The organism is Kitasatospora sp. GP82 (assembly GCF_029892105.1).
GTDB lineage: Bacteria > Actinomycetota > Actinomycetes > Streptomycetales > Streptomycetaceae > Kitasatospora.
Genome location: NZ_JARZAJ010000010.1, coordinates 200580 through 226133, shown reverse-complemented (window position 1 = coordinate 226133; position 25554 = coordinate 200580). Strand labels below are relative to the sequence as shown.

Sequence of the window (25554 nt, the reverse complement as noted above, 5' to 3'; positions counted from 1 at the left end):
AAAATATCCGCCCTTCCAAAAAGAACGGCGGATCGCTTCGGCATGCCCTCAACCGCCAAAGCGGAGAGGGGAATTCCGGCACACTGGCACATCCACGCCATGGCTTGGGGACGACGCCGAATGGGCTGGATCTCCGTCGGGATACCGGCAAATATCGAGTCATCTCCTCCGGCGCCGACGGCACGGCAGCCGGGGAGCGCACCAACCCGCACCCATATTCCTGGAGGAATCATGTCCGCAACCATCTCCACCACCGGCCGCACCGTCCTGCGTCGCGTCGCCCCGGCCGTGGCCGCCCTGGCCCTGGCGGCCTGCGGGCTCTGGTCGGCACAGGGCGGCGGCACCGCGGGGGAGCACGGCACCTCGTTCGCGGACGGCACCGTCTGGCCCGCCGCCCCGGCCCCGGCCGGTGCGATCCTGGCGGACCCGGCCAACAGCGGCACCGTCTGGCCCGCCCCCATCCCCGTCGCCCCGGTCCAGGGCTGAGCCCGGCCCCACGGCTCGGCCGTCCCACCCGACCGGACAACGGCCCGACTGGACTGGTCCGACCGGCGCCCCGATGACGACGACCGCCGGCCGAACCGCACTGCGACGCACTGCGGTTCGGCCGGCGCTCTGCTGACCGCCACCACTTCGCTCACCAGCCCTGGAGGGTGCCATGACCACAGCCGTACGCCCCACCGGGCCCGCCTCTCCCGCCGCCGCCCACCCGCCGTTCCCCCCGAGCGCGGCTCCTCGCGAAGCCGTACGCCCCGCAGGGCCTGCAGTGGGCCCGGCAGCCGTGGATGCGGTTCACCGTGGAGCACCGCTGCCCCGGTCCGGTCCGTCCGCGCCCAGGCCGACGCACGCGTCGGCGCCGTCACGCCACCGGGTGGGTCTGGGCTTCGCTCCCGGCTACCACGGGGAGCTGGTCTCGGGGGTGTTCACGGCCCCGGACGGCACCCCTCGCATCGGCGTCCTGCGGCTGCCGTGGCCCGGACGCGGCGCCCGGGCGGAGTTCGCCCCGCACTCGGGAGCGCGGCTCCGGGTACACGCCTCGCCCGAGGCCGTGGCGCCGGCCCGCCGAGCGGCCGAGTCGGCGCTGGCCGACCTTCAGCCGCCCTGGCACGGCGGACAGCTGACGGTCCGCACCGGTACCGAGGCTCCCCTCTGGCCCATCGCCCCGGCCGTTGCCCGGGCCGTCGCCGATGCCTGGGGCCTGCATCCCGGCCGGACCGCCCTCGACTCCGCCGGCGCAGCCGATGCACCTCCCGGCGCGGCCCACGGCGGCACGGGACTGGTGGACGCCACGGACGGCACCCGGGCGGCGGGCGACCACGCCGCCCAGGACGCCTTCAACCTCGGCTGCCGGCCCACCGTCGTTGCCGAGGCGACCGCCATGCGTGCCCTGACCGCACCCGCCGGCAGCACCGTGCCCGCCGGCACCCTCCAGACGGCGAGCCTGGCCACCATCGCCGACCTCTTCGACGGTGGTCCCCACCGTCGAACACCTCACCAGCTGACCCGGCCGGACAGGCGGCGGCCCTCGCGCACAAGGGCCGCAGCCCACCGGGCGGATCGGAACACCTGGGTGTGGCAGCGCCGGAGGAGCCGAAGGCGGGGCGTGCGGGAGCAGAGGGGCCGCGCACCGTCGTCCACCGGCGATATTCCGCTTATGCCTTGCGGCAGGTGGGGCATTCGCCGAGGAAGACCAGTTCGGTCTCTTCGATTCGCCAGCCGCGCAGGCCCTTGCGCGGAGGGTCGGGGACCGGGGTCTCGACGTTGGCGACCTGGCCGCAGCGGGTGCAGAGGGCATGGTGGTGTTCGCCGGCGGAGAGTTCGAAGACGGCGGGGCGGCCCGGGCGTTCGAACTTCCGGACCAGGCCCGTCTCCATGAAGTGCCGCAGCATCTCGTAGACGGCCTGGCTGGTCAGGGTGCCGAGTCGGGCACGGGCGGCCTCGGTGATCGACTCGACGTCCAGGTGTGCCTGGGCGGAGAGGATCTGCAGGACCTCAAGTCTGGGGCCCGTCACACGGAGACCGACGTCGCGCAGCCGCTGGACCGCTGCCTCCCGGCCCGCGGGCGCCTTACCGTGTTCCATGGGAGTCCGCCATCGGGTCGGTGGGCCGCTTCTGGTCCAAACAAAGATTTGGTCCAAGCGTACCTCTTGCCGGTTCGAAACTCCCGGGACCGGCCGCGCAGGGCCGTCCACGGCCCCGCGCCGGGCTCAGTCCAGCCAGCCGAGCCTGGCAGCCCGTACACCGGCCTCGAAGCGGCTGGAGGTGCCCAGTTCCTGCATCACCTCGGACATCAGGCGGCTGAGCGTGCGCAGCGAGACGCCCAGCGAGCGGGCGATCTTCTCGTCCTTCATGCCCGCCGCCAGCATCCTGATCGCCGCGTGCTGCTGCTCGGTCAGGCGCTCGCCGCCGCGACGCTGTTCGGTGTGGCCGAAGGCGGACGAGGTCTGCCAGCAGTACTCGTAGAGCGCCAGGTACGAGCGGACCAGGGCGGAGCCTCGGGCGAGTACGGCACCGGCCGCGTGATTGTCGGGGTCGATGGGGAGCAGGGCGAAGCGGCGGTCGCTCAGGATCATGTTCAGCGGGACCACCGGGGCCAGCCGGACCTCGACGCCCAGCTCGACCTGGCGGCTGAAGTACTCGGCGAGGGCGGGCACCGCGACGAAGCGCTGCTGGTAGATGGCGCGGACCCGGGCACCGCTCTCCAGTAAGCGGCGGTCGCGGGCCAGACCCCGTTCCAGGAACTCGCCGATCGGGAGCGCTCCCGGGTGCATCGAGGCGCTCTCGTCCTTGACGGTCTCGGACAGGTCCTCCAGGGCCTGCTGGATGCGTCTTCTGCTGGTCAGGACCTCGACCTCGACCTCGGCGTGGGTGGCGCCCCCGCCGCGCATGTAGCGGCCGGCCAGGTCCTCGATCGCGGCGTACCGGTCCTCGGCGCGCAGTTGGCGCTGGCGCATGTCGCGCTGTTCCTGGGCGAGTGTCCGCAGCAGGGCCACCTCGGGGTCGACCACGGCCACGGTGCCAGGACTGTCGTCCGACGCGGGTTCGGCGAGCAGCCCCAGCTGGGTGAGCTCGACCCAGCAGGACTGCGCCTCGGCGTCGGAGAGGCCGAGTTCAGCCGTCAGCTCGCCGTAGTTGGACGATCCCCGGTTGCGTAACTCCTGGTAGACGGCCAGGGCCTGGTCCGAAGACTTGCCGTCGGTCGGCCTTGACACGCGACACCGCCATCCCCGGTTTGAATTGCCTACGTACTCCCCGTCGAGATCGTTTCACGGGCGGTATGGCCGGAGAGGGGCGATTGCGGCAAATGTGACTCGCATCACGCCATGATCGACGATTCGGGTCGGACTATGTCGAGTCGGCGGGCGACGGGGCGTCGGTCAAGTCGAGTGTCGCGGCGCTCGCAGAGGAGGAAGACGCTGTCGGTACGGGCGTCGAGCGGACGGCTGTCGCGGGCCAGGATCCGCAGGCCCGCCTGCCGTAGCTCGATGGCGAGCGCGTCCGGGTCCACGATCCATTTGCTGGTGCCGAACTCCTGCCGCAGGACACCCTGTGCCCCGAACTGCTCTGTACGGAAGAGGACTTCCTCGCGCATCGTCGAGGGCTCGAAGCGCTGTCGGGCGAACGCCGTCTCGTCGATGCCGTCGAATCTCGGCACTCGGAAGGTCCAGCTGCGCTCCGGCTCACCGAGCAGCTCGGCCCGATGGTGGGCGGTGAAGTCCAGGGCGAGTGCCCCGCCGGGGTGCAGGTGGGCGGTCACCTCGTCGAGAAGCGCCGCCCGGACGCACGGCGAGAGCGCCGCGACCATCGCCCCGGCGAGCATCACGAAGCCGTAGGTTCCCTCCAGTTGGAGTCTGCTCAACTCGGTACAGGTGGTGATGACGGACTGTTCAGTCCGGCGGCCGCCTCGGGCCGCCCACTCGCGGAGCATGGTCAGGCCGGCTGCGTCCCGGTCCACTGCCTCGACCCTGAAGCCGTGGTGGGCGAAGGGGACGGTCAGCCGTCCGGCCCCGGCGCCCAGGTCGAGGACCGGACCACCGGCGCTGCGGGCCGCTCTGAGGTAGCCGACGATATCGGCGGCGTGCGGGTTGAGCAGAAAGTCCTGCAACCAGGTGGTGTGGGGGGTGGGGGGTTCCATCGACTCCAGGCCGGGGGCCCAGCGGGTGGCGGCGGTCCGCCCGTTGTCGCGTGCACGGTGGGCGGGTGCCGCGATCGGAACGTACCCGGGCAGGCTGCGCGTGGCCATGGCTCCTCCAGGGGGTGTGCTCAACTGCCCCGCCGCGAACGGTCGGTGCCACGAGAGCACCCGGGGTCGCCTCGATCCTCCCCGGAGCTGCTGCGCCCTACCAGTGACCGGTGCGGCGAGTCCACGCGTTGGCGCGTGGCCGCCACTGTCCGGCCCGATGGGCTCCGGGGTCGCAGGGCAGGTTTCTCGAAAGCCTCGGATCGTGCATTGGCCAAAGATAGGCATATAAAAAGGTGAATGCGCCCTGAGATGTCGGCGCTCCGGTCTGGATAAGGCCGTTCGGGTCAATGACCAGACCGATGTGTTGATCGGCCTGCGTGGTACGCGTCGAGGAATTCGACCGTTGTTGTAGACAGGGAATCCGTTTTGACGATCACCTTGGGAGCATTATGAAGACCCGCGCAGCCGGTCTCGTCGTGTCGGGACTGACCTCGCTCGCCTTGGTCGTGCTGGGCAGCAGCACAGCGCATGCCTACAGCGACTGGTCCTCGGAGGTAACGGCCAGTGGCTGGGGGATGAGTGGCTCCCCCTTGGTGGTCGCACTCCTTGGCCAAGCCGGAGGCGGAAACAGCACCGGCAACGCGTGGGCCCTCGAATTCATCATGCCTGAAAGAGGCGGCGAGGCTGCACCGGCATGGGGCGAGGACTCGGCCTCGATGGCTCCGCCCGGAGAGCACGCATAGCCGGCCGGCGCCCCGCAGGACAGCCCCCGAGGAGACGGTGGCGGGCAGTCATGTGGCTGCGGCCAAGGGGCGCACGGCAACCCGGACGACTCGTCGAACGGTAAGCCCCGTAACGGGCACGGCAATGAGCACCGCAACGAAAACGGCAATGAGCAGGGTCAGGGCCAGGGCCAGAGTTCCGGTCAGAACCAGAACCAGAACCAGAACCAGGTCCAGGACGCCAACGCGAACTCGAACCAGGCTGAGGACGCGAATTCGAACCAGACCCAGGTTCAGGCGACGAGCTCGACCTCGAACCCGAACGTCGTGCTGACCGTCGTGAACGACAACCACCCCACGGTGACGGTCACCGGGAACAACAATCCTTCGATTTCCAACGTGAACGGCAGCCAGCCGGCGCTGTCCAACAACAGCTCCAGCTCGAGCAGCAACACGAGCACGAACTCGACCACCAACTCGACCAGTAACTCGACCACCAAGAACAGCGCGAACTCGAGCGCGAACAATCTGCTGAGCGAGAACGAGCTCAGCCAGCGTCAGGAGGGCAACAAGGTCACGGTCCACCAGCACGCCCAGCAGAAGGGAGGCAGCGGTCACCACTCGTTCGGTCACGAGTCGCACCGCCGCCACCACCACGGGGAGCTGGCCGAGACCGGGTCGGAGCAGATGCCGCTGGCGTTCGCCGCCATGAGCCTCGTGCTCCTCGGTGCATCCATGGTCGGGCTCCGGCGGTTCATGCGGGGCTGAGGCCGAAGAACGGTCGGGGGGGGGGGGGGGGGGGCGGGGGGGGGGCGGGGGCGCGGGCCCCCCCCCCCCAGGGGGGGGGGGGGCCGGGGGGGGGGCGGGGGGGGGGGGGGGGGGCGGGGGGGGGGGGGGGGCGGGGGGGGGGGGGGGGGGCCCGGGCCCCCCCCCCCCCCCCGCCGACATGTCCGGGGGCTGGCCCGGGGCGGGTACGGTGGGTTGCTTCCTCTAGGCTCGCAGGGCTCGAAGGACGGCGGCAGGTCGCCGTGCAACCGTTTCTCCCGCGCTCGCTGTCTGTCGGTCGTGGGAAGCGGGCCGAGCGGGGACGGCCGAGCCGACGACCGGTGCGGCGTCCGGTACGACTTCAGGGGGAGGACTCGATGAACAAGCGCATGGCGACAGGTGTGGCGGTCGCGGTGGGTGTGGTGCTGTCGGTGAGCGGCTGTGGGCCGGCCGACGACGGCCAGTCGGCGTCGGCGGCGGGTTCGGCCGCCGGCCAGGCGTCGTCCACCGGATCCGCCACCGCCGCCGTGTCGACATCGGCTTCCGGCACAGCCGCTTCCGGTGTGAGCGCATCCGCCGGTTCGACGGCCGGCACGGCTGCCCCTACGGGCAGCGGGGTACCGGCGAGCCCGTTGGCCGCGTCCGGCACGGCATCGGCGGCGGCACCGGCGGCGGCACCGGCGCAGTCGGCGACGAGCGTGCAGTCCCCGTCCGGGTCGGCCGCTCTGCCGACCTCGGACAAGGCGGCCGCCAACTGTGTTGCCGGGCACCTGCGATGGACCCTCATCCACCTGGATCAGGCCGCGACCACCCCGGGAGACCCGGCTCCGGCGCGGCTGACGGCGGTGAACACCGGCGGCTCGCCCTGTGCCTTCGACGGCTACCCGGGGTTCCGGGTACATGTCGGCAAGGGGCCTGAGGTGGTCGCGGTCGGCGCCAGGACGGTGCCGTCGCGGCTGGTGCTGGCCCCGGGGCGTTCGGTGGTCGTCGACCTGCACTACGCCGAGGTCCCGGACACGAGCGGTTACTGCTTCCTCTCGACGGGCACGCTGGCGCAGGCCCAGGTCCTTCCCCCGCACGCCGCTCCGCACGAGGTCGGCACCGGGCTGCCGATGACCGACTCCCACGGCAAGCGGGTGCCGATGACGGTCTGCGGCGAGAACATGTGGATGAGCGCACCCGTCCTGCACTGATCGCAACCGGGGCCTCTCCGGCCGGTGTTGGCTGCCGTGTGGGACATGAACTGTGCGGGGACTGGTTCGGCGCAGGCCGGAACCGGCCGAGTAGGCAGGGACGGCAGCGGGACGCCGACTCGGCAGCTGCTCCTGCCGATGCCGAGTCGGCGTCCCGCCGCCCCGCAGCGCACCGAAGGCCCAACGTCTCCCGGTACCAGCCGAGTTGATCGAAGCGCACCGGACGCACGCGTGTGTGACCGGCCCAAGTACGGCCCGGCGAAGGCCCTCAGACGGCGCGGCGGATGCGTACGAGCGCGGGGGCGCCGTCCTTGTACTCCGCAGGATCGGCCGACCGCTCGGCCGGCCGAGCCGCCGACCGCCCGGCCGTCGACTCGGCGGGCTGGACCGGCGTGAAGCCGTGTTTGGTGAAGAAGCCGAAGGTCGGGTCCTCGGGGCCGTACAGCCCGACCCACTGCTCGGTGGCGCCACGGGCCCGCTGCTGCTCCGTCGCGGCGCCGATCAGAGCGGTGGCGATGCCTCTGCGGCCGTGCGCGGCAGCGGTACAGAGTGTGTAGATCTCGCCCGAGCCGATCGTGGTGATACCGCCCGCAGCGGCTCCGGCGAGTTCGCCGCCGCTGCGGGCGACCAGCCAGCCGAGCCAGCCGTCACCGGCTCCGGCTGCGCCAATCTCGGCGGAAATACGCCCGACCCGACAGTATTCTGCGACCAGGCGCTCCGTGCGGTATCCGCCGAGCAGCTCGGCGTAGTTCTCCCGCCATGAGCGCGCGAGAAGGGCGGCGATCTCTGCGGCCTCGTCCTCGGCAGCCGCTCTCAGCTCCACCTTGTGATCCATCTCTCATCCCCTGGTCGGCGCAGTGGCCCGAGGGCCGACGGCTGTGGCTGCCGACCCCGAGGGAGGGGTAGTCGTTGCCCGGCAGGTCGTCGGGAGCCAGTCAAGTCATTCTATTGAGGGAAATCAAGATCGGTCATGAAGTTGGAATATTTCCCATTCAGTTCCGACGAGTCTGATCGGGTGTGCCGCGCCGGGCGCGAGTGTTTCTGCGCCATGTCGGGCCGATGGTGATTCTGCGAAATTACTAAGGAATGTGGTAGGACGCGGCTGCATTTCCGTACGGGCGCAGCGAGCCGTCCGGACGCCATTGCCCGGACGGCCGCGAGGCCGCCGGACCGGCTGGTCCGACGGCCTCGCAGGGCTGGGGGCGGGGTGGAGGCAGGCGGTCCGTCAGGCGGCCGGTGCCGGGGTGCGGTTGTCGGGGAGGGCGGCGAAGCGCCGCAGCCGCAGGCTGTTGGAGACGACGAACACCGAGGAGAACGCCATCGCCGCCCCGGCGATCATCGGGTTGAGCAGCCCGGCGGCCGCCAGCGGGAGAGCGGCCACGTTGTAGGCGAAGGCCCAGAAGAGGTTGCTCTTGATGGTGGCCAGGGTGCGCCGGGCCAGCCGGATGGCGTCCGCCGCGATCCGCAGGTCGCCACGGACCAGGGTCAGGTCGGCCGCTTCGATCGCGGCGTCCGTCCCGGTGCCCATCGCGAGCCCGAGGTCGGCCTGGGCCAGGGCCGCCGCGTCGTTGACGCCGTCGCCGACCATCGCCACCCGGCGGCCCTCCGCCTGAAGGCGCTTGACCACGTCCACCTTGTCGGCGGGCATCACCTCGGCGATCACCTCCTCGATGCCGACCTCGTCGGCCACCGCGCGGGCCGCCGAGGCGTTGTCACCGGTCAGCAGGACCGGACGCAGCCCGAGGTCGCGCAGCTGGCGGATGGCGGCGGCCGAGGTGGGCTTGACCGCGTCGGCGACCACCACGATGCCCCGTGCCCGGCCGTCCCAGCCGACCGCGACGGCCGTACGACCCTTGGCCTCGGCCTCGGCCTTGGCCTGCTCAAGTGCGGGGCTCAGGTGCTGGCTCCACTCCTCCAGCAGCCGGGTGCGGCCGACCAGAACGGCGTGGCTGGTGCCGTCGCCGGCCACCACGCCCTGCACGCCCAGGCCCTCGATGTTGGCGAAGTCCTCGACCTGCGGCAGGATGCCGACCCGCTGGGTCGCGCCCTTGGCGATCGCCTGGGCGATCGGGTGCTCGGAGGCGTCCTCCAGGGCACCGGCCAGACGCAGGATCTGCTCAGTGTCCTCGCCGTCGGCCGGGACGACCTCGACCAGGGTCATCTGACCGGTCGTCACCGTGCCGGTCTTGTCCAGCACCACGGTGTCCACGCCCTTGGTCGACTCCAGCACCTCCGGACCCTTGATCAGGATGCCGAGCTGGGCGCCGCGCCCGGTGCCGACCATCAGTGCGGTCGGAGTGGCCAGGCCGAGGGCGCACGGGCAGGCGATGATCAGCACCGCAACGGCTGCCGTGAAGGCCGAGCTGAAGCCCTCTCCCGTGCCCAGCCAGAAGCCGAGGGTCGCGACGGCCAGTGTGATGACCACCGGCACGAAGATCCCGGAGACCTTGTCGGCGAGGCGCTGCACCTCGGCCTTGCCGTTCTGCGCGTCCTCCACCAGGCGTGCCATCTGGGCCAGTTGGGTGTCCGCGCCGACCTTGACGGCTCGTACCAGCAGTCGGCCACCGGCGTTGACCGTGGCGCCCACCACGGCGTCGCCGGGGGAGACCTCGACCGGTACCGACTCGCCGGTCAGCATGCTGGCGTCGATCGCCGAGGTGCCCTCGATGATCACACCGTCGGTGGCCACCTTCTCTCCGGGACGGACCACGAAGACGTCGTCTGCCGCCAGCTGCCCGATCGGGATGCGCTCCTCACGCCCGTCCCGTACCACCGCGACGTCCTTGGAGCCCAGCTCCAGCAGCGCTCGCAGCGCGGAGCCCGCCCGCCGCTTGGAGCGGACCTCGAAGTAGCGGCCCGCCAGGATGAAGGTGGTGACTCCGGCGGCCGCCTCCAGGTAGATGTTGCCCGCGCCGTCGCTGCGCCCGATGGTCAGCTCGAACGGGTGCGTCATGCCCGGCGTACCGGCGGTGCCCCAGAACAGCGCGTACAGCGACCAGCCCATGGCGGCCAGCGTGCCGACCGAGATCAGGGTGTCCATGGTCGCCGCGCCGTGCCTGAGGTTGGTCCACGCGGCGCGGTGGAACGGCCAGGCGCCGTACGCGACGACCGGGGCGGCGAGGGTGAGCGAGAGCCACTGCCAGAACTGGAACTGCAGCGCCGGGACCATCGCCATCGCTATCACCGGGACGGTCAGTACCGCCGAGATCAGCAGCCGCTGACGCAGCGCCCGGGTGGGGTCGTCGGCCTCGGCGGGCTCGGCCGGCTCCGCGCCCTCGGCGGCCGGGGGCCTGGGGAGAGCGGCGGTGTAGCCGGCCTTCTCCACCTCGGCCACCAGGGCCTGCGGCTCGATCGCACCGAGGTAGGTGACCTTCGCCTTCTCGGTGGCGTAGTTGACGGTGGCGGTGACGCCCTCCATCTTGTTCAGCCGCTTCTCGATCCGGGCGGCGCACGAGGCGCAGGTCATGCCGCCGATTTCGAGTTCGATCTGCTCACTGCCGGCCGGCAGGGTCCTGTCTTGGGTTGCGGAGCTCATCACCCCTCCTCGGGGTTACTGCTGTCGGGCACGTTATGCGGTGCGGGTGGTACGGGCCGAGTACGGGTAGGGGGTATCGACCCGCTGTCGACCCGGTACTCGGGTGACGTGCGGTCAGTGCTGGTGGTCGCCGTGGTCGCCGTGGTCGGTCGCCTCGCCCTGGCCGGCGGTGGCGGACCCGGCCGGAGCGGCCTCGGCACGGGCGGTGAAGGCGGCGGTGTGCACGGTGTCGCCGTGCTTGAAGTCGAGGAAGAGCCGGTAGTCCCCGGCGCTCGGCACGGTGGCGTAGAAGGTGATGCCGGGGCCGGGCGCGGTGCGGCCGTCGCCGGGGCTGCCGTCCGGGTGCACATGCAGGTAGGCGAGGTCGCCGGAGCGCAGGGCCACCAGGTGTCCGTACGCGGCGAGGTAGGGCTGGAGGTCGGTGACGGGCTTGCCGTCCTTGCTGACGGTGAGGGTCAGCTTCGAGGTCCGGCCGGCCTCCAGGGTGCCGTCCAGGGTGACGGTGTAGCCGTCGGTCTCGACGCTGGCGGCCGGGGCGGGAAGCGGCTGAGGGGTGAAGTTCCCGGCGGCCCGGAGGTCGGCGCCGAGGGTCAGCCCCTTGCCGTCGGCCGGGGCGAAGTCGGTGAACATCCGGTACTCACCGGCGGTCGGCAGGGTCAGCGGGATGCTCCAGGTGCCGGCTGCGTCGCGGGTCGGGTGCAGGTGCTGGAAGCTCGTCAGGTCCCGCCGCACCACGATGAGATGGAGGTCCTTCTCGTGGGTGGGGGAGTAGTCGGTGACGGGCTTGCCGTCCGGGCCGCGGACGGCGAAGGAGAGGGTCTGGGGCTCGCCGGCGGTCAGGCTGCGAGTGGCGGGCTCCAGGGTGTAGCCGTGCTGCGAGACCATCAGTCCTCCGGGTGTTTCCTCGGTCGCGGTTCCGCTGCCGGTCATGTCGTGACTCCCGTGCCCGGCGGCGGAGTCGGCGCCGTGGGCTGCCGATCCGGTCGCGGTGGCGTGGTGCATCCCGGAGCTTGCGGTGCTGCCGGAGCTGCCGATCGGGCCGACGGCGTGGCCGATGCCGGCCGCCCCGCCGAGGGTGGCCGCCAGCCCCAGCGCGAAGGTGGCGAGTTTGGTCGGGGTGTTCAAGGGGTGTCTCCTTCGGGCGGTGGTCGGTTCAGGAGCGCAGCAGTCGCGCGATGGCCGCCGAAGCCTCCTGCAGCTTCGCGTCGGCCTCGGGTCCGCCTGCTCCGGCCGCCGCGACCAGGCAGTGGTTCATGTGCTCGTCGAGCAGTCCGAGGGCGACCGCCTGCAGTGCCCTGGTGGTCGCCGAGACCTGGGTCAGGATGTCGATGCAGTAGGTGTCGGTCTCGACCATCCGCTGGAGGCCGCGAATCTGGCCCTCGACGCGGCGCAAGCGCTTGGTGAACCCGCTCTTGGACTCGATGTACCCGGCCATGCCGTGACCTCCCGTCTGTCGTCGTGGCGGTGCCAACGTACCCCCCCAGGGTATAAACGGCAAGTACCCCCCAGGGGTTTACTTGGACCTGATGCCGATCCCAACCTCCGCTCGGGTGCTCATCGTTCGTTCCGTATGTTCCTCTCGGCCGAGCGGTGCTATGTTCAACCGGCGATATACCCCCAACCGGTATGGAGTATCTGCGATGTCCGCACCCGGAACCCCGTCCACCACCAGCCGCGGGAAGGCCCTCTGGCTGATCGCGGCAGCCCAGTTCATGGTCATCATGGACACGTCGATCATCGGCGTCGCGCTGCCCAAGATGCAGGGCGATCTCGGCTTCACCCAGGAGAACCTGTCCTGGGTCTTCAATGCCTACGTGGTCGCCTTCGGCGGTCTGCTGCTGCTCGGCGGCCGCCTCTCCGACCTCTTCGGGGCGCGCAAGCTGTTCAGCGCCGGCTGGGCCATCCTGGCCGTCGGCTCGCTGACCGCCGGGCTGGCGAACAACGTCACCGTCGAGCTGGTCAGCCGCGCGGTCCAGGGAGCAGGGGCGGCGCTCATCGCCCCGTCCGCGCTCACCCTGCTGATGATGCTCTTCGGCCACGACCCCAAGGAGCTCACCAAGGCGTTCGCCCTCTACGGCGCCGCGGCACCGGCTGGTGGCACCGCCGGTGTCTTCCTCGGCGGCGCCATCACCCAGTACATCAGCTGGCCCTGGGTCTTCTACATCAACATCCCGGTCGCCGTCATCGCACTGATCGCGACCCCGAAGCTGATGCCCGCCACCGGTCGCCGCGCCGGCCGGATCGACCTGCTCGGCGCACTCACCGTCACGGTCGGCCTCGCCGCCGCCGTCTATGCCATCGTCCGTGCGCCCGAGGCCGGTTGGGGCTCTGCCTCCACCCTGCTGGTGCTGGCCGCCGCGGTCGTCCTCCTCGCGGTCTTCGTCGTCATCCAGTCCAAGCGCCGTGAGCCGCTGATGCGCCTGGACATCTTCAAGGCCCCCAACCTGGCCGCTGCCAACGTCGCCCAGCTGCTGCTGGCCGCCGCCTGGGTGCCGATGTGGTTCTTCCTCAACCTCTATCTCCAGCAGGTCCTCGGCCTGAGCGCCTTCCCGAGCGGGGCGGCGCTGCTCCCGATGACCGTGGCCATCATGCTCATCATGATCACCACGGCGCCGCGCCTGATCGCCAGGTTCGGCCCCAAGCCGCTGATCGTGGCCGGCCTCTTCCTGCTGGCCGCCGGCCTGTTCTGGCTCTCCCTGGTCCGCCCGGACGGCAACTTCTGGGTCGACGTGCTGCCCGCCTCGCTGGTCTCCGCAATCGGTATGGCGCTCGCCTTCATCCCCTCGCTCGGCACCGCCATCTCCAGTGCCCGCCCGGAGGAGGGCGGACTGGCCTCGGGCATCGTCAACACCAGCTACCAGGTCGGCTCGGCGCTCGGACTCGCCGCGATGACCGCCCTCGCCGCGTCCAAGGGCGCGGGCAGGCTCGGTGACGCCACCGCGCTCACCGACGGCTTCTCGGCGGCCTTCGTCGGCGCTGCCGTGATCGCCGTCGTCGGCGGTGTGCTGGCGATCGCGATGCTCCGGACGCCCGAGCCGCAGCAGCAGTCGGCGACGGTGGAGGCTGGTGAGCCCGCGCACAGCGCGTGAGCAGCACTCGCAACACCGGCTGCACCGACAGCACCCGCAGCGCCGGGCCGGTACGCACCCCGCGTACCGGCCCGGCGCCGTACCCGGTCCCGTACCGCTGCCCCGCGGCAGATACCCGCGGGTACCCGATGGAGGTAGTCCGATGAACGTCAGCCAGGCCGTGGCACTTCTGCGGCAGGCCGCCGCCCACCCGGCGGTCCGCTGCGCCGCAGGCTGTCTGCTCGCCCTCGCCGCCGCCGAACCCCGCGACCGGTCCGCCCTCGCCGGTGCGGCCCGCCCCACCACGCGGACGCCGGGCACCTGCGGATGATCCGGAGACTGCCGACCGCCCTCCCCGGGCAGTATGCACACGCGCGATCCGAGGCGGGGGTGGCTGTCGCGGCATCGGTTCGGGAGGGGATGGGGGCGGACCCCGGTCCGGTCCGCCGGGGGTCGGGGGGCGTTGAAGGCCGTGTTGACCTGCGATGATTCTGCGAAACAGCACAACCGGTAAACGGACACAAGATGGCAACGATCGAACGATTTGAGCTTGATATGAGCATTTCGTCCGACTTGGTCGCCTATTCTGCTCCGCGTTGCCTGGCCGAGGTTTGTACACACTCCGGGGCCGGTGCTGATCAGGACAGGAGCCTCACCCGGAGGCCCTGGCGACCAAGCGAAGAAGGGGCGACACATTGAGCGCGCCTGAGCCGACTACACGGTCAGACCAGAACTATCGCCGTTCACTCGGCACCATCAGCCTGACGGCGGTCGGCCTCGGTTCGATCATCGGATCCGGGTGGCTTTTCGGTGCCGAGCGAGCCGCCAAACTGGCAGGCCCCGCGGCGACGATCGCCTGGGTGATCGGTGCGGCCGTGGCTCTGGTGATCGCCCTCACCTACAGCGAGCTCGGCTCGATGTTCCCCAAGGCCGGCGGCATGGTCCGGTACGGGCAGTACTCGCACGGCTCGCTGGCGGGCTACCTCGCCGCCTGGGCGAACTGGATCGCCATCGTCTCGGTGATCCCCGGTGAGGCGACCGCCTCCGTGCAGTACATGAGCTCGTGGGACTTCGCCTGGACGAAGGGGCTGTACAACGGCACGGAGCTCACCGTCAGCGGTGTGGCGCTGGCCAGCGTGCTGCTGGTCGGGTACTTCCTGCTCAACTGGTTCGCGATCACGCTCTTCGCCAAGACCAACACGGCGATCACCGTCTTCAAGGTGGTCGTGCCGACGCTCACCGCGGGCGCCCTGCTGCTGTCGCACTTCGACACCCACAACCTCCAGGACCACGGCGGCTTCGCCCCGAACGGCTGGAGCTCGGTGTTCACGGCGGTCGCCGTCTCCGGCATCGTCTGGGCCTACAACGGCTTCCAGTCGCCACTGAACATGGCCGGCGAGGCCCGCAACCCGGGCAAGTCGCTGCCCAAGGCAGTGATCAGCTCGATCCTGATCGCGCTGGTGATCTACGTCGGACTGCAGCTCGCCTTCCTGCTCGCCGTCCCGTCCGGTGACCTGGCGCACGGCTGGTCCAGCCTCTCCTACAAGTCCCCGCTCGCCGACCTCGCGGTCGCCTGGGGCCTGAACTGGCTCGCCATGCTGCTCTACGCGGATGCCTTCATCTCCCCGAGCGGCACCGGCATGATCTACGCCGCCACCACCTCCCGGATGATCCAGGGCGTGCAGGAGAACGGCCACCTGCCGTCGATCTTCGGCCGGGTCGACCGCAAGACCGGTATCCCGCGTCCGGCGCTGGTGCTCAACCTGTTCATCGCCTTCCTCTTCCTCGCGGTCTTCCGCGGCTGGGGCTCGCTCGCCGAGATCGTCTCGGTCGCCACCGTGATCTCGTACATCACCGGCCCGGTAGCCGTGATGTCGCTGCGCCGCCTGGCGCCGGACCTGCCGCGCCCGGTCAAGCTGCGCGCCATGCCGATCATCGCGCCGGTCGCGATGGTCTTCGGCTCGCTGGTCCTGTACTGGGCCCGCTGGCCGCTCACCGGCAAGGTCATCCTGCTGATGGCCGCCGGTCTGCCGATCTGGGCCTGGTACGAGCTGCGCAAGCCGTGGGCCGTGCTCAAACCGCACCTGCTTGCCGGCTGCTGGATGGTCGCCTACCTGCTGGTGATGTCTGCCGTCTCGTGGGCGGGCAGCGCGGACTTCGGCGGTCACGGCTACCTCCCCGAGGGCTGGGACCTGCTGATCGTCGCCGCGATCGGACTCGCCTTCTACTTCTGGGGCGTCCGCAGCTCCTGGCAGAACCCCTCGCTCGCCCAGGTGCGCGAGGAGCTCGTCGCCGCGTCCGAGGCGGACAGCGCGAAGCCGGACGAGTTCGAGCCCGCCGTTCGTTAGTCGGACAGAGTCGCGTCGGACCGGAACGGACCGGACCGGTCGGATCGACTCGGACAGAGTTCAAGGCCGTCGGCCGGGGCCGGCAGTTGCCGCCCCGGCCGACGGCCTTTCGCGTGCCCGGAGACCGGGCCCGCAGGTGCTGTCGCAGATCACGTGGACCGCCGGGCCGGGTTCGCTCCGGCGCTCGACCTCGTTCGGGAAGTGCCGGAAGTCCACCGACGGCTTCCGGGACAGCTCACCGGGCGGTCGGAGCCGGGTAGTCGTGCACGGGACGTCGACGCCATCCTCACCAGCTCACCGAGGAGGCCCGGGGCGACCAGGAGGAGTTCCCCCAGGGCCTGACCCACCAGATCGCCGACGCCCTCTTCCTGCCGCCGGGACGGGCCGGCTCGGATCCGACGTCCTGGGGTCACTCCGGGCGGTCCTGGATAAGACGCCGGCCGCGCGCCTGGACAGCGCAGGTCACCGTCGGCCGAGAGAGCGGCCGGAGAGGATCCGGTGGTAGCGCGCCGGGAAAAGGGCTGAGCCCCCGGGAGTCTTCCTTCGCTTCCGGGGGCTCAGTCGTCGGGTCTGTCTCGGCCCGGGCCGGTCGGTCAGTGGTGCTGCGGCGACGGGGCCGGGGTGGCCGAGGGGGAGGGCCCCGGGGACGGGCTGGTGGAGGCGCTCGGGGACGGGCTGGGGGTCGGGCAGCCGGGGGGCACGGTCGGGGTCGGCGAGGCGGTGGCGGACGGCGTGCCGCTCGGGCTGCCCGAGGGGGTCGGCGTCGGCGACGGGGACGGCGAGGCGCTCGCGCTGCCGCTCGGCGTCGGGGAGGGCGACCCGCTGGGGGTCGGGCAGGTGGAACCCGAGGGCGACGGGGACGGCGAGCCGGTGGGGCTCGCGGACGGGCTGGCCGACGGGCTCGCGCTGCCGCTCGGGCTCGGCTTGGCGGTCGCACTGCTGCTCGGGCCCGGTGACGGGGTCGCCGAGGCGCTCGCGGACGGGCTGGCCGAGGGGGAGGGGGTCGGCGACGCCGTCGGGGTCGGCGTGGGCGACGGGCTGGGCGAAGCCGGGGTGGTGCCCGGGGGTGTCGGTACGGGCTTCGGCTTCGGTGCCGTCCACGGGTCGCCCGGCCGGTCGGGCGTCACCGACGTGCCGGACTCGAAGTGCCGCATCCAGTTCTTGACGGTGTTCAGGTAGTCCGTCGAGGAGTTGTAGCTGAGGACGGCCCGGTCGAGCTGTGCCGGGTCGGCGAGGTCGCGCCCGCCCGCGCACAGGTAGCGGCCGGCCGTGAGCGCGGCGTCGAAGATGTTGTTGGGGTCGGCCTTGCCGTCGTGGTTGGCGTCCACGCCCCAGGAGGCCCAGGTGGAGGGGATGAACTGCATCGGTCCGACCGCGCGGTCCCAGAGTGAACTGCCGTCGAACACACCGGCGTCGGTGTCCGGGATCGCGGCGAAGCCGTTGCCGTCCAGGATCGGGCCGAGGATCGGGGTGTAGGTGGTGCCGTTGGCGTCCACCTGGCCGCCGTTGGCCTGGCCGGACTCCACCTGCCCGATGCCCGCGAGCAGTTGCCACTTGAGGTGGCAGCCGGGGCTGGTGAGGGCGAGGCTGTTCTCCGCGTTGCGATATGCGGCGAAGACCGTGCCGGGCAGCGAAGCCGCGTTGGGGTCGGTGCTGGTGGCGGTCGTCGGGTTGGTCCCGGGCAGGGGGGTGGCCGGTGCCGCCGGGGGCTGCGGAAGGGCCCGGGTGCCGCCACCGTCGGCCGAGCGGCCGGGATCCGAGGTGCCGGCGCCGTTCGTGCCGTCGGTGACCGCTGCCGCAGGGGCCAGTTGCAAGGTCTGCGAACCCGTCAGGGCGGCGGCGGCCGTCAGGGCAGCGAGGGCCCAACTGGCCCGTTTCGATGCCCTTGTCCGGTTGAACGCGATCAATCCGATTCCCCCCTTGGTGTCCGATTAGCCCGCTTTGCGGACCGACGGCAGGTCAATGCCGGGTCAGCTTAACCCGGTTGTCTGACTATTCGGTGAGCGCTGTCCGAAGTCCAGACGGCGGCGGCCCGCCCGAGGTCAGGGGCGGACAGCGCCCATGTACGGCATGACGTCGATGGGGACGATCATGACGTTCTTTCCGGTTCTCGGTGCGTGCAGCAACTTGCCGTCGCCGACGTGGATTCCGACGTGGTGCAGGTCGTTGAAGTAGAAGACCAGGTCGCCGGGCTGGAGGTCGGCCTTCGCGACATGCCGGCCGGCGTTCCACTGTTCCTCGGATGTGCGAGGCAGGGACACCCCGCCCGCGCGCCAGGCGGCCTGGGTGAGTCCGGAGCAGTCGAAGGTGCCGGGCCCTCCGCGCCCGGCTCGTAGGGCTTGCCCAGCTGGGCGTACGCGAAGTCGAGCATGGCCTTGGCCCGGCCGCTCGCGGGGCCGGTGTGGCTGCCACCCGAACCACCGGCGGCGGAGGTGCCCGGACCGCCGGGGGAGGTGCGGCCCGAACTCCGGGAGGCGGCCTGGTCGTTCTCGTCGGCGAGGACCTTGGCCCGGTCGGCGGCCTTGAGGCCGTCGAGTATGGACTCGGCCTCGGCCGGCTTCGCCTTGGCCTCGGCCTTCTTCTCGCTCAGGGTCGCATGGTTGTCCGGGTGCGGCCGGCAGGTTTGGGACGGCGGTGGTTCCCCGTCGGGGCGTCACTCCTCGTTCGAGGTCAGGGCATGGTCGGGTGCACGTATGCAGCACGAGGCCGCCCGGCCCTGATCGCGGGTCTGGCAGGGCGGTCTGCGACCATGACTGAAAAAAATTAGTATTTACCAGGTCTTGGTGCAAGCCTTACCCGAAACGGGTGCGCGCTCAGTGGTGCTCGTGGCGATCGGTCAGATCGCCGTCGCTGCCGCCGTGGTGGCCGGGTCCGTGCTGTTCGTGCTGGTGGGCGGCGTCGTTCGGTGAGCCGCCCATCATCCGCAGCATGGCGATCCCGCCGGTCCGTACGAAGCGGACCGCCAGTGCGGCGGCGAGCAGCAGGAAGGCGATGTTCAGCCAGGTCGTGTAGTTCCAACGGACGCCGCCCATGGGGACCGTGGCCGTCGCGTGGTCGGGGACGAGGCCGAGTCCGCCGAAGAGGATCTCCACGGTGTAGCCCGCGAGGACCATCGCCGTGTAGAAGGTGCCGAGGAGGAAGAGCGCCATCCGTGCCCCGTAGTACTTCCGGTAGATGTTCAGGATCGGCAGGATCAGCAGGTCGGCGAAGATGAAGGCGACGACCCCGCCGAAGCTGATCCCGCCCTTCCAGAGGACCACCGCCAGCGGCACGTTGCCGATCGAGCAGACGAAGGACCCGATCGCGACCAGCGGACCGATCAGCGGGCCCCAGATCCTCGAGGCGAGCGGGTGGCTGTCCAGGAACAGTGCCTGCCAGAAGGAGTCCGGCACCCAGGCGGCGATCGCACCCGCGATCAGCAGCCCGCCCACCAGGTCCTTCCAGATCGCGGCCCACTCCATGGCGAAGACGTGCGAGGTCGAGGTCAGGCCGTCCCGGGAGAGCAGTCGCCGCCAGAACGGGCCGCTCCCGGCCACCGACATGTCCATCGCGGCATGGCCCTCCATCGACCCGGCGAGGCCGCGGTCGGCCTGCGCCCTGGCCCGGTCGAGCAGGCGGCTGCGCAGGAAGAGCCGGAACATCACCGCCAACAGGATGATCATGACGGGTCCGCCGACGAACTCCGCCGCAGTGAACTGCCACCCCATCAACAGGGCCAGAAGCACCCCCAGTTCGACCACGAGATTGGTGGACGCGATCTCGAAGGCCATCGCGGCCGTGAAGTCGGCGCCCTTGCGGAAGAGCGAGCGGGCCAGCGCGACGGCCGCGTACGAGCAGGAGGACGAGGCCGCGCCGAACAGCGAGGAGAGCGCGAGCGTACGCGGCCGGTCGTCGCCCATCAGCCCGGAGACGGTCGACTTGTGGACCACCGCCTGGACGACGGCGGAGAGCAGGAAGCCGAGGATCAGCGCCCAGGTGATCTCCCAGGTCATCGACCCGGTGATGGCGAGGGCATGCAGCACCGCATGGACGGCGGACATGGCAGAGGGAACTCCCTTGCGTGGGACGGCGCATCGGAGAGGGGGAGAGGTGCTGCGGGGTGGGGTGCCGGCACCGGTGCCGGCACCCCACCCGCTCACGGTGCTGCTCAGCCTGCGGTGATGAGCTTCTTCATCTCGGTGATCTCGGCCGTCTGCGAGGTGCTGATCGAGTCGGCCAGAGTCTTGGCGGGCTGGTACGCGCCCTTGGCGATCTCGTCCTTCGCCATGGTCACGGCGCCCTCGTGATGGGCGACCATCATGGCGAGGAACGCCTCGTCGAAGTCCGCGCCGGAGGCCGACTTCAGCTTCGCCATCTCCTCGTCACTCATCATCCCGGCCATCGAGTGTCCCGGGGACGCGGAGTGGTCCATGCCCGGCATCGAGGCCATGCCGTCGTTGCCGGGTACCTGCCGGCCCCAGCCCGTCAGCCAGCCGCTCATCCGGGCGATCTCTGGGTCCTGAGCGCCCTTGATCTTCGTGGCCAGCTCCTTGACCTGCGCGGACGAGGCCCGGTCGGCGGCCAGTTCGGCCATCGCGACCGCCTGGCGGTGGTGCGGGATCATCTGCTCCGCGAAGGACACGTCGGTGGCGTTGTGCTCGCCGGCCGCCGTCGAGCCCGTCGAGCCCGTCGAGGCGTTCGGGGTGGCGGACATCGACATGGACGGCACGGCGGACGAACCGGCCTGGTCCATCGCGGACTTGCCGCTGGAGCACGCGGCCAGGACGAGAGCCGCCAGCGAAGTGGCGCCCAGCACGGCGACGCGACGGGCGTGGCGACGGGCACGCGAGGCGGTGCGGGCGGCGGTACGGGTGGTGGTGCGGGTGGAAGCGGACATGCCTGAAGACTCCTGCGTTCGGAGAGGAAGGAAAAGGACGCGGACGTGCACGCGCAGGTGCACAGGCCGGCCTATATACGCAGGAGTTGGAGAGCCGAGAGAGAGGGCGGGCCGCGTCCGGCCGCCGGCTGGGCGGGGGCGTCCGCGATGGACCGGGCCGAGTCGCAGAAGGACCGGTCGAGTACCGGCCGGAGCGGCGGTACGTCGGGTGCCGAACCCAGGCCGGGGGCCTGGCAGATGCTTCCGGCGTGCGCATGGTGGTGCTCGTCGCAGTCGCACGGACCGTGATCGGCCCTGATGGACGGTCCGGGCGCCATGGACATCCGCACGACCTGCTGGGACCTGGACTGTCCGGTGTGCGCCGGATCCGCCATGGCGCCGCCGGGATCGGCCAGCCCGTGCATACCGAGCAGCCCCAGCAGCAGCACCAGCACCGCCAACGTCCGCGCACCGGTCCACCGGCCGTGGCCGGTCACCGGGAGTCGGGGCGTCAGCGTGTCCATCGCGCACACTCTAGGCCAGCCCGGCGGATCCTGGGCAGATGGCCCGGCCATGCACGGTGCTCTGTCGGATTTCGAACCGTGCCGCTCGGTCCTGGTCCCGGTCCCGGTCCGGCGTCACGCGGCCGCAGTGGACGTGCGTCAAGGTCTCGTCAAGGACGACCGGTTCTGCGTAGTCCATGCATCAAGTCCGGATGCCGACGGGCCGGAGTGGGGCTGCACTGGAGCTGTGGCCGATCCGGCCCACTGGAGCAGGACCATCCGGAAGGAAGCGAAGCACCATGATCGAGGGCACCCGACTCGCCGTCGTCGTCAACGGCTCGCCGAACGGCCGTCCGGTCACCCGCCCGTCGGCGGTACCGGCGCGGGCCGGCCTCGGCCTGCTGCCGACGGACCTCGCCGCCGTCCGGCAGCAGGATGCGACGGAGACCGGGCAGGAGGACCGGCCCCCGGTCTCGGGAGCACGCTGCCGACTCGCCATGTCCTACCTCGACTGACGGCCCGTCGGGTCCTGGTGCCCTGATCCAACCGCCGTGACGAGCACCGCTCAGCGGGCTGCCAAGGTCCGCTCCAGGAAGTCCCGGACCGTCCCCGCGCCGTCCTCGGCGTTGATCCGGGTCGCGACCTCCCGTGCCCGGCGGCGGTAGCGCGGCTCGTCCACGGCCTGCCGCAGCGCGGACGCCAGGCGCTCGGCCGTGAGCTCGCGGAGCGGTACGGCCTGCGGGCCCACACCGAGCCGGGTCAGCCGGGCGGCCCAGAACGGGGCGTCCAGCTGCGCCGGTACCGGGATCTGCGGTACGCCCGCGCGCAGCCCGGCGGAGGAAGTCGGCGAGTTCGGCGGGCGGTTGCCAGTCGGGTGCGTAGTGCGGCCACCAGTAGCCGGTGACCGTCATCTCCTGCCCCCAGTCGGCCGGTTGCGGGATGACGCTGGGGGAGAAGCCGTGCACGATCGGCCACCCTGCCCGGGAGTGGGCGCGGCGTTGCACAGCTGTACGCCTTCTGGGCAGGCCGAGTTGACGGCGCAGGTCGCGCACCGCGGGTGCGAAGAGCCGGTCCAGGGCGAGTGCGCCGCATGCGCGGCGGTCTCGAATCGCGCGTGGGTGGCGAGCGAGACCTCATGGCCCGCCTCCCGCAGGCGTGCCCCGAGGCCGGTGAACGGGGCGACATCGCCCTGGGAGCCCGCAGTCGCGATCAGGATGCGCACGATCCCCAGTCTTGCGCCCGTGCCCCGTCCTGGACGGGACGCCACGCCCCGTTCGCATCCACACCGGCGGCTACACGCTGAACCGCTGCAGGACCCGCCATCCGCTGGCCGCGCCTGGAGCGAGCGAAGCCGTCGCCACGTCCGGGGGCTGTGGCCGCACCCCGCGTACGGGCCGAGCAGCGCCGACCGCAACAACGTCGCCGCTCACGACTTCTCCGGGCTCACCCGGGCGCGCGGCGCCGCGCCTGCGGCTGCCGAGGCCGGGGCGTTGGGGCCAGGGCGTCGAGGCAAGGCTCGGCGGTGTCCGGCTAGGCGCTGCCGGGCTCGGCGGTATCCGGCTCGGTGGTGTCGAGATCGGCCGTGTCGAGATCGGCGGTGTCGAGGGCGGCCGTGACCCGGTGGAGCAGGGTCTGGAGGGCGGCGATGTCGGTGAGCGGGAGCCCGGTGGCCGCGACGATCCTGCGCGGGACGCACAGTGCCTGCTCGCGCAGGGCCGTGCCCGCCTCGGTGAGACGGACGGTGACGGAGCGCTCGTCCTCGCTGCTGCGCTCGCGCCGAACGAGCCCGGCCGCTTCGAGACGCTTCAGCAGGGGGGAGAGGGTGCCCGAGTCCAGGCGCAGATGATCACCGATCTGCTTGACGGGCAGTGCTCCGTGCTCCCAGAGCACCAGCATGACGAGGTACTGCGGATAGGTGAGCCCGAGGTCCTTGAGGGCGACCCGGTAGACGCTGCCGAAGGCGCGCGAGGCGGCGTGCAGTGAGAAGCAGATCTGGTGGTCGAGGCGGAGCAGCTCCCCGTCGGGCACCTGTGACAGGTCGGGCACCTGTGACAGTTCGGGTGCCTGTGACAGGTCGGGCGCTGGCTGGGCGGTCGGGACGGTCGGGGCGGTCCCGGGCTGGGCGGTCATGCCTCCAGGGTATCCGCACCGCACCCATTTTAGTTGTGCGCAATTTAGTTGTGTGCTCTACTTGTCCTGCAGGGCAGCCCGGAGGCCGGGTCGCCGAACCGATGAGGGAAGGGGCGGGTCCCATGGACGCGCTGTACACCGCTGTTGCCACCGCGAACGGCCGAGAAGGCCGTGCCGTGAGCTCCGACGGCCGACTGGACCTGCCGCTCGCGATGCCGACGGCGCTCGGCGGCAGTGGCGAGGGCACCAACCCGGAGCAGCTGTTCGCCGCGGGCTACGCGGCGTGCTTCGCCAGTGCCCTGGGCCTGGTGGGCCGGCAGGCGAAGGTCGACACCGGTGACGTCTCGGTGACGGCCGAGGTCGGGATCGGCAAGGACGAGGCCGGCTTCGGCCTCGCCGTCACCCTGCGGGTCGAGCTGCCCGAGGCGCTGCAGAACGAGACGGGCGAGCTGCTGATCAAGAAGGCGCACGAGGTCTGCCCGTACTCCAGGGCGACCCGCGGCAACATCCCGGTCGAGCTCGTCGTCGAGTAGGGAACCTCCCGGCGCAGGCCCTGCGGGGTGCGATGCGCCCGGGCCCTCTTGCGCGGTGAGTGCCCGACCGCCTTGACTGGCGACGCCAGTCAAGGCGGTCGTCGTGCTGTCGGCCGAAGGCACCAGGGTGGGCGGGTCCGCGTTGCGGGCCGGCGGCGAGGGAGAGGGCGGACCGGTGCAGGAGTACTCGGATCAGTACATCGGCGGTGAGTGGCGGCCGACTCTGGCAGCCGAGTCCATCGCCGTGCTGAACCCGGCGACGGAGCAGGTCATCGCCTCCGTGCCGGCCGGTGGGGCCGAAGATGTGGACGCGGCCGTCCGCGCCGCCAGGGCCGCCGCTCGCGCCTGGGGCGCGACCAGCCGTGAGGAGCGCCTGGCGCCGCTCACCCGCCTGCGGGACGGCCTGGCCGCCCGGCAACAGGAGATGGCCGAGACCGTCGTCGCCGAACTGGGCTCGCCGATCGGCTTCGCGACGGCCGTGCAGGCGGGTCTGCCGCTCGGGGTCGCCGGTTCGTACCTGGACATCCTGGCGGGGTACGAGTTCGAGGAGCGGGTCGGGACGTCCACGGTGTTCGCGGAGCCCGCCGGGGTCGTCGCCGCCATCACCCCGTGGAACTACCCGTTGCACCAGATCGTCGCGAAGGTCGTCCCGGCGCTGGCCGCCGGCTGCACGGTCGTCCTCAAGCCCGCCGAGGACACCCCGCTGGTCGCCCGGCTGTTCGCGCAGCTCGTCCATGAAGCGGGCTTTCCTGCGGGCGTGTTCAACCTGGTGACCGGCCGCGGGCCGGACGCGGGCGCGGCGCTTGCCGCGCACCCCGGGGTGGACCTGGTCTCCTTCACCGGTTCCACCGCCGTCGGGCGGCGGATCGCCGAGGTGGCCGGGCGCGGTATCAAGCGGGTGGCTCTGGAGCTCGGGGGCAAGTCCGCCAATGTCGTGCTGCCCGGCGCCGACCTGACCCGCGCAGTGAACGTCAACGTGGCCAACGTCGTCGCCAACTCCGGCCAGACCTGTAGCGCCTGGACCAGGCTGCTGGTGCACGAGGACCAGTACGAGGAGGCCGTGGCCATCGCGGCCAAGGCCGCCGGGAAGTACGTCCCGGGTGACCCCACCGAGTCGTCCACCGGGCTCGGCCCGGTCGTCAACGCCAAGCAGCGCGAGCGCGTACGCGGTTACATCACCGGCGCACTCGCCGAGGGCGCGCGGCTGGTCGTGGGTGGTGCGGAGGCTCCCGAGGGGCTCGCGCAGGGTTACTACGTGCGCCCGACCGTGCTCGCGGACGTCACCCCCGACATGGCGGTCGCTCAGGAGGAGGTCTTCGGGCCGGTGCTCTCGATCCTTGCCTACCGCGACGAGGAGCACGCCCTGGAGATCGCCAACGGCACCGAGTACGGCCTGGCCGGCAGCGTCTGGGCAGCCGACGACGAGACCGCCGCCGCCTTCGCCCGCCGGATGGACACCGGGCAGGTCCACATCAACGGCGGCCGCTTCAACCCGTTGGCACCGTTCGGGGGTTACAAGAAGTCCGGCGTGGGGCGGGAACTCGGGCGGCACGGGCTGGAGGAGTTTCTGCAGACCAAGTCCCTGCAGTTCTGACGCTCTGACTCTGCGGGGCCTGCTGTACTGGCGGGGTCTGCTGGGCCTGCCGGAGTTGCCGGATTTCCCGGACCGGCTGTGCCTGGTGAGCCCCCCGCGTCCACCGCGTTCGTGGGGGGCTCTGT

The 25554-nt window shown here is 71.3% G+C and carries 24 protein-coding genes and 2 pseudogenes; 9 read left to right on the top strand and 17 right to left on the bottom strand.

From position 1 onward, the window contains the following. The first annotated feature begins 231 nt into the window (after positions 1-231). Positions 232-486, top strand: a complete 255-nt coding sequence (locus P3T39_RS13195) for a hypothetical protein (RefSeq protein WP_280697705.1) — start codon at positions 232-234, stop codon at positions 484-486. A 373-nt stretch (positions 487-859) separates the two neighbouring features. On the opposite strand, the gene P3T39_RS13190 is transcribed toward P3T39_RS13195, so the two are convergent. The 4 genes from P3T39_RS13190 to P3T39_RS13175 all read right to left on the bottom strand — a co-directional run bounded on the left by P3T39_RS13190 (position 860) and on the right by P3T39_RS13175 (position 4243). Continuing rightward, positions 860-1480, bottom strand: coding sequence for a hypothetical protein (locus P3T39_RS13190; RefSeq protein WP_280697704.1), 621 nt, complete (start codon positions 1478-1480; stop codon positions 860-862). Between the two features lie 172 nt (positions 1481-1652). Continuing rightward, positions 1653-2081, bottom strand: a complete 429-nt coding sequence (locus tag P3T39_RS13185) for a Fur family transcriptional regulator (protein WP_280697703.1) — start codon at positions 2079-2081, stop codon at positions 1653-1655. A gap of 126 nt (positions 2082-2207) precedes the next feature. Then, positions 2208-3212, bottom strand: a complete 1005-nt coding sequence (locus tag P3T39_RS13180; protein WP_280697702.1) for a helix-turn-helix transcriptional regulator — start codon at positions 3210-3212, stop codon at positions 2208-2210. A 104-nt stretch (positions 3213-3316) separates the two neighbouring features. Continuing rightward, positions 3317-4243: a class I SAM-dependent methyltransferase gene (locus P3T39_RS13175; protein ID WP_280697700.1), complete on the bottom strand. Its 927-nt coding sequence runs from the start codon at positions 4241-4243 to the stop codon at positions 3317-3319. A 989-nt stretch (positions 4244-5232) separates the two neighbouring features. On the opposite strand from P3T39_RS13175, the gene P3T39_RS13170 reads away from it, so the two are divergent. After that, on the top strand, positions 5233-5673 hold the full coding sequence (locus P3T39_RS13170) for a hypothetical protein (RefSeq protein WP_280697699.1): 441 nt from the start codon (positions 5233-5235) through the stop codon (positions 5671-5673). A gap of 358 nt (positions 5674-6031) precedes the next feature. Here the strand turns inward: P3T39_RS13170 and P3T39_RS13165 are convergent, their stop codons facing one another. After that, positions 6032-6424 (bottom strand): hypothetical protein, encoded by a 393-nt coding sequence (locus P3T39_RS13165; RefSeq protein WP_280697724.1) that lies wholly within the window; start codon positions 6422-6424, stop codon positions 6032-6034. On the opposite strand from P3T39_RS13165, the gene P3T39_RS13160 reads away from it, so the two are divergent. Then, positions 6369-6863, top strand: a complete 495-nt coding sequence (locus tag P3T39_RS13160) for a DUF4232 domain-containing protein (RefSeq protein ID WP_280697698.1) — start codon at positions 6369-6371, stop codon at positions 6861-6863. The genes P3T39_RS13165 and P3T39_RS13160 overlap by 56 nt on opposite strands. A gap of 268 nt (positions 6864-7131) precedes the next feature. On the opposite strand, the gene P3T39_RS13155 is transcribed toward P3T39_RS13160, so the two are convergent. From P3T39_RS13155 to P3T39_RS13140, 4 genes and pseudogenes are all read right to left on the bottom strand, one after another. Further along, on the bottom strand, positions 7132-7698 hold the full coding sequence (locus tag P3T39_RS13155) for a GNAT family N-acetyltransferase (protein ID WP_280697697.1): 567 nt from the start codon (positions 7696-7698) through the stop codon (positions 7132-7134). 390 nt (positions 7699-8088) lie between these two features. Then, a complete protein-coding gene (locus tag P3T39_RS13150; RefSeq protein ID WP_280697696.1) occupies positions 8089-10398 on the bottom strand; it encodes a heavy metal translocating P-type ATPase in 2310 nt (769 codons plus the stop codon). A 114-nt stretch (positions 10399-10512) separates the two neighbouring features. Beyond that, positions 10513-11523: a hypothetical protein gene (locus tag P3T39_RS13145; protein WP_280697695.1), complete on the bottom strand. Its 1011-nt coding sequence runs from the start codon at positions 11521-11523 to the stop codon at positions 10513-10515. Between the two features lie 28 nt (positions 11524-11551). Next, positions 11552-11797 (bottom strand): annotated as a pseudogene (locus tag P3T39_RS13140) (metal-sensitive transcriptional regulator); the annotation flags it as partial. 241 nt (positions 11798-12038) lie between these two features. On the opposite strand from P3T39_RS13140, the gene P3T39_RS13135 reads away from it, so the two are divergent. From P3T39_RS13135 to P3T39_RS13125, 3 genes are all read left to right on the top strand, one after another. Next, positions 12039-13487: an MFS transporter gene (locus P3T39_RS13135; protein WP_280697694.1), complete on the top strand. Its 1449-nt coding sequence runs from the start codon at positions 12039-12041 to the stop codon at positions 13485-13487. A 142-nt stretch (positions 13488-13629) separates the two neighbouring features. After that, positions 13630-13797, top strand: a complete 168-nt coding sequence (locus P3T39_RS13130) for a hypothetical protein (RefSeq protein ID WP_280697693.1) — start codon at positions 13630-13632, stop codon at positions 13795-13797. Between the two features lie 364 nt (positions 13798-14161). Next, positions 14162-15814 (top strand): APC family permease, encoded by a 1653-nt coding sequence (locus P3T39_RS13125; RefSeq protein ID WP_280697692.1) that lies wholly within the window; start codon positions 14162-14164, stop codon positions 15812-15814. Between the two features lie 593 nt (positions 15815-16407). Here the strand turns inward: P3T39_RS13125 and P3T39_RS13120 are convergent. From P3T39_RS13120 to P3T39_RS13100, 5 genes are all read right to left on the bottom strand, one after another. Further along, complete coding sequence (locus P3T39_RS13120) at positions 16408-17721, bottom strand: lytic murein transglycosylase (protein ID WP_280697691.1); 1314 nt, start codon at positions 17719-17721, stop codon at positions 16408-16410. Positions 17722-17856: 135 nt separating this feature from the next. Continuing rightward, positions 17857-18075 carry an NlpC/P60 family protein gene (locus P3T39_RS13115; protein ID WP_280697690.1) on the bottom strand — a complete coding sequence of 73 codons (219 nt, stop codon included), beginning with the start codon at positions 18073-18075 and terminating at the stop codon, positions 17857-17859. Positions 18076-18627: 552 nt separating this feature from the next. Further along, a complete protein-coding gene (locus tag P3T39_RS13110) occupies positions 18628-19854 on the bottom strand; it encodes a permease (protein WP_280697689.1) in 1227 nt (408 codons plus the stop codon). Between the two features lie 107 nt (positions 19855-19961). Continuing rightward, positions 19962-20690 carry a DUF305 domain-containing protein gene (locus P3T39_RS13105; RefSeq protein WP_280697687.1) on the bottom strand — a complete coding sequence of 243 codons (729 nt, stop codon included), beginning with the start codon at positions 20688-20690 and terminating at the stop codon, positions 19962-19964. A 71-nt stretch (positions 20691-20761) separates the two neighbouring features. Beyond that, on the bottom strand, positions 20762-21193 hold the full coding sequence (locus P3T39_RS13100; RefSeq protein ID WP_280697686.1) for a DUF6153 family protein: 432 nt from the start codon (positions 21191-21193) through the stop codon (positions 20762-20764). A 278-nt stretch (positions 21194-21471) separates the two neighbouring features. Between P3T39_RS13100 and P3T39_RS13095 the strand changes: the two genes are divergently transcribed. Then, complete coding sequence (locus P3T39_RS13095; protein ID WP_280697685.1) at positions 21472-21687, top strand: hypothetical protein; 216 nt, start codon at positions 21472-21474, stop codon at positions 21685-21687. Positions 21688-21737: 50 nt separating this feature from the next. Here the strand turns inward: P3T39_RS13095 and P3T39_RS37550 are convergent. The 3 genes and pseudogenes from P3T39_RS37550 to P3T39_RS13085 all read right to left on the bottom strand — a co-directional run. Continuing rightward, positions 21738-22004, bottom strand: a pseudogene (locus P3T39_RS37550) (nucleotide disphospho-sugar-binding domain-containing protein); the annotation flags it as partial. A 75-nt stretch (positions 22005-22079) separates the two neighbouring features. Then, complete coding sequence (locus tag P3T39_RS37545) at positions 22080-22394, bottom strand: glycosyltransferase (protein WP_348534337.1); 315 nt, start codon at positions 22392-22394, stop codon at positions 22080-22082. 308 nt (positions 22395-22702) lie between these two features. Next, entirely contained in the window at positions 22703-23302 is a 600-nt protein-coding gene (locus P3T39_RS13085) for a MarR family transcriptional regulator (RefSeq protein WP_280697683.1), read from the bottom strand. Between the two features lie 122 nt (positions 23303-23424). Here P3T39_RS13085 and P3T39_RS13080 point away from each other — a divergent pair, with 122 nt between their 5' ends. Together P3T39_RS13080 and P3T39_RS13075 are read left to right on the top strand one after the other, a co-directional pair. Next, a complete protein-coding gene (locus tag P3T39_RS13080; protein WP_280697682.1) occupies positions 23425-23835 on the top strand; it encodes an organic hydroperoxide resistance protein in 411 nt (136 codons plus the stop codon). Positions 23836-24010: 175 nt separating this feature from the next. Next, positions 24011-25429 carry an aldehyde dehydrogenase family protein gene (locus tag P3T39_RS13075; RefSeq protein ID WP_280697722.1) on the top strand — a complete coding sequence of 473 codons (1419 nt, stop codon included), beginning with the start codon at positions 24011-24013 and terminating at the stop codon, positions 25427-25429. Positions 25430-25554 lie beyond the last annotated feature (125 nt).

What these genes read in the sequence shown, in the direction of transcription:
- P3T39_RS13105 (WP_280697687.1), bottom strand. Translation starts at nt 20,690, where the DNA reads ATGTCCGCTTCCACCCGCACCACCACCCGTACCGCCGCCCGCACCGCC.
- P3T39_RS13150 (WP_280697696.1), bottom strand. Translation starts at nt 10,398, where the DNA reads ATGAGCTCCGCAACCCAAGACAGGACCCTGCCGGCCGGCAGTGAGCAG.
- P3T39_RS13085 (WP_280697683.1), bottom strand. Translation starts at nt 23,302, where the DNA reads ATGACCGCCCAGCCCGGGACCGCCCCGACCGTCCCGACCGCCCAGCCA.
- P3T39_RS13095 (WP_280697685.1), top strand. Translation starts at nt 21,472, where the DNA reads ATGATCGAGGGCACCCGACTCGCCGTCGTCGTCAACGGCTCGCCGAAC.
- P3T39_RS13135 (WP_280697694.1), top strand. Translation starts at nt 12,039, where the DNA reads ATGTCCGCACCCGGAACCCCGTCCACCACCAGCCGCGGGAAGGCCCTC.
- P3T39_RS13185 (WP_280697703.1), bottom strand. Translation starts at nt 2,081, where the DNA reads ATGGAACACGGTAAGGCGCCCGCGGGCCGGGAGGCAGCGGTCCAGCGG.
- P3T39_RS13175 (WP_280697700.1), bottom strand. Translation starts at nt 4,243, where the DNA reads ATGGCCACGCGCAGCCTGCCCGGGTACGTTCCGATCGCGGCACCCGCC.
- P3T39_RS13130 (WP_280697693.1), top strand. Translation starts at nt 13,630, where the DNA reads ATGAACGTCAGCCAGGCCGTGGCACTTCTGCGGCAGGCCGCCGCCCAC.
- P3T39_RS13110 (WP_280697689.1), bottom strand. Translation starts at nt 19,854, where the DNA reads ATGTCCGCCGTCCATGCGGTGCTGCATGCCCTCGCCATCACCGGGTCG.
- P3T39_RS13080 (WP_280697682.1), top strand. Translation starts at nt 23,425, where the DNA reads ATGGACGCGCTGTACACCGCTGTTGCCACCGCGAACGGCCGAGAAGGC.
- P3T39_RS13195 (WP_280697705.1), top strand. Translation starts at nt 232, where the DNA reads ATGTCCGCAACCATCTCCACCACCGGCCGCACCGTCCTGCGTCGCGTC.
- P3T39_RS13155 (WP_280697697.1), bottom strand. Translation starts at nt 7,698, where the DNA reads ATGGATCACAAGGTGGAGCTGAGAGCGGCTGCCGAGGACGAGGCCGCA.
- P3T39_RS13100 (WP_280697686.1), bottom strand. Translation starts at nt 21,193, where the DNA reads ATGGACACGCTGACGCCCCGACTCCCGGTGACCGGCCACGGCCGGTGG.